At 44.1% G+C, this 2,561-nt stretch carries 3 protein-coding genes; all 3 read left to right on the top strand.

From position 1 onward, the window contains the following. Nucleotides 1-64 precede the first annotated feature (64 nt). On the top strand, nt 65-415 hold the full coding sequence (tnpA, locus tag BY457_RS19390) for an IS66 family insertion sequence element accessory protein TnpA (protein WP_106154857.1): 351 nt from the start codon (nt 65-67) through the stop codon (nt 413-415). Nucleotides 416-420: 5 nt separating this feature from the next. Beyond that, nucleotides 421-786, top strand: coding sequence for an IS66 family insertion sequence element accessory protein TnpB (tnpB, locus tag BY457_RS18750; RefSeq protein WP_106154856.1), 366 nt, complete (start codon nt 421-423; stop codon nt 784-786). A 64-nt stretch (nt 787-850) separates the two neighbouring features. After that, a complete protein-coding gene (gene tnpC / locus BY457_RS18745) occupies nt 851-2,530 on the top strand; it encodes an IS66 family transposase (RefSeq protein ID WP_106154855.1) in 1,680 nt (559 codons plus the stop codon). The last annotated feature ends 31 nt before the right edge of the window (nt 2,531-2,561 follow it).

Genomic DNA, 2,561 nt, shown 5'->3' with positions numbered 1-2,561 from the left:
GTAAGCCATCGGCCTCCTACATATTGCATCCTCCGGTCTCCAGCCGTTACTTTGATGGCAAAAAATGAGGATGACATTAACAACATTTAAGCAACTCTATCAGGAGTATCAGGAATCCGGCCTGAACATAAAGGACTTTTGCGCCAACCAGTGTTTGGCCCCTTCAACGTTTTACTACTGGCGGAACAAATTAGAAGAGACATCGCAACATCGGCCGGAGAACTTTGTCCCACTGATATTTGATTCTAGCCAACCAGCCACAGATAACCGAACGAGTCAATCTCTCGTGAAGGGCAGCTGCACTATAGAGAATAATGTTCCAATTGAGCTGATGTTTCCCAACGGCACCAAGATGATATTAAGGGACAACATCGACATGCGATTACTAAAAGAGGTTGTTCACTTATTTGATTGAGGCCGATGTTTCATTTACATGATAAACTAAAATATTTCCTTTATCCGGCACCGGTGGATATGCGTAAAAGCTTCTACACACTCAGCGGCATTGTAACTTCTCTGATGAAACGTAATGTCCAGGACGGCGAGGTTTTCATTTTCGTCAACCGCAGGCTGACCACCATGAAGATTCTGCACCTGGAGCACGGTGGACTGGTAATATACCACAAGAAACTTGAGAGTGGTGTTTTTAAATTGCCTTGTTTCGATGAAAGCCTTACATCACATGCTCTAAGTTGGCACGATCTGATGATGATTGTTAGGAATGTGAAGCCTAAAAAACGGCTCCTGAAAAGGCGACAAAAAGAAGCATCTTTTCAGGATTTTTAGATGAAAAAAATTGGCTGTAAGCCCTGATTTTACTACCTTTAAGCTCATAATCAAGCAGTGATAAATGAGCGATTTTTCAACCGATAAAGACAAGTTAATCCAGGAGCTTCTTCAGGAACGTGATGAACTCTTTCAGGAGAATTATCGCTTACGAAAAATCGACAATGGGGCTCTGGATACTCTGGAGGCAAAAGCCCAGGAATTAGAGGCAGTAGTCGCTAAAAAAGAGCAACAAATTAAAAAGCTTACCGATCAACTTGCCTGGTTTCGCCATAAGTTTTTCGGCAGCTCCAGCGAAAAGCATATTGCACCTGACCCCGACCAGCGAAAGATTGACTGGGACGGGTTGGAAGTACTCCCTGAAGAGAAGGCAGTCATTGAAGATGCTGAAAAGGAGCTCATAGAGTATGAGCGACGCAAGCCTGTTAAAGACAAGCAGAAAGCAGTTCGTCAGCCACTTCCTGACCACCTTAGACGGGAAGTAGAAATCATAGAGCCGGAAGGCAAACAGGATAACTGGGTACGTATTGGCGAAGAAGTCACCGAGATTCTTGAATACAAACCCGGTGAGGCTTATGTGCGTCAGGTAAGACGCATCAAGTATGCCGAAAAACAAACCACGGAAGAACGGAATACCGATAATGAGCAAAAAGAGGAAAAAACATCTGCTATCCGGATTGCTCCAATGCCATTTCTTCCGCTGCCCCGCAGCAACGCCGGCCCTTCTATGTTGGCTGAGCTAATGATGAACAAATATTTCTATCACCTTCCTTTTCATCGTCAGATCTCTATGTTCAAGATGATCGGAGTTAGACTTCCCGCATCAACCATTAACGGCTGGTTTCAGGGAAGCAGCGATTTACTTCGTGCTCTCTACAATCGTTTAAAAGAAATAGTCCTCGAGTCTGATTATATCCAGGTTGACGAAAGCACCATTCCGGTTATCAACAACGAGAAGCACAAAGCTCAAAAAGCTTACCTGTGGATGGTTCGATCCGTAATGGATAACCTGGTTTTCTTTCACTATGATAAAGGCTCCCGGGCACAAAAAGTGGTGGTTGATTTGTTAAAAAAATATCAGGGTGCCGTTCAAACCGACGGATATCAGGCATACTCAATCTATGAGCAAAAGAAAGGTGTTTTGCTGCTGGGTTGTTGGGCACATGCGCGCAGGAAATTCTCCGAAAGTCTGAAAGAAGACAAAACCGGGGCTGAATACGCATTGGCACAAATTGCCAAAATCTATCAGGTTGAGCAAATGGCCACAGATCAGGAAATGGATTACAAACAAAGGGCAGAACTGCGAAAGCGTTTGGCTTATCCAATCATGCGTGCTTTCGAAAAATGGATCGAAGGCTATTACCCGAAAGCCCTGAAGGGCGGAAAAATGAGCAAGGCTCTGTATTATACATACAATCTTTTCTTGCGCTTGTCTCGCTATCATCTTGATGGTCGCTATCTGCTTGACAACAATCTGGCCGAAAATGCCATCCGGCCTTTGGCAGTAGGAAGAAAAGGGTATCTCTTCTGTGGAAACCACGACGCCGCAGAGAATGCTGCCATCATGTATTCATTGTTGGGGTGCTGTAAAGCCAGTGATGTGAATCCCAGAGAATGGCTTACCGATGTGTTTACCAAGATTGCATTATACAACAGCAATTACGATTTAGACCTGGCAGATCTTTTGCCACACAATTGGAAAAAATCCAACGATTGCCAGAAATTTCCGGAAAGCTCCAACTAATTCCAAGAGATTCCAGTAGAACTTAGAAAAT

This window comes from Marinilabilia salmonicolor, assembly GCF_003003035.1.
In the GTDB taxonomy this organism is placed as follows: Bacteria; Bacteroidota; Bacteroidia; order Bacteroidales; family Marinilabiliaceae; genus Marinilabilia; species Marinilabilia salmonicolor_A.
Note: the sequence above shows the minus strand (reverse complement) of the source record. Positions and strands in the feature narration are given on the sequence as shown.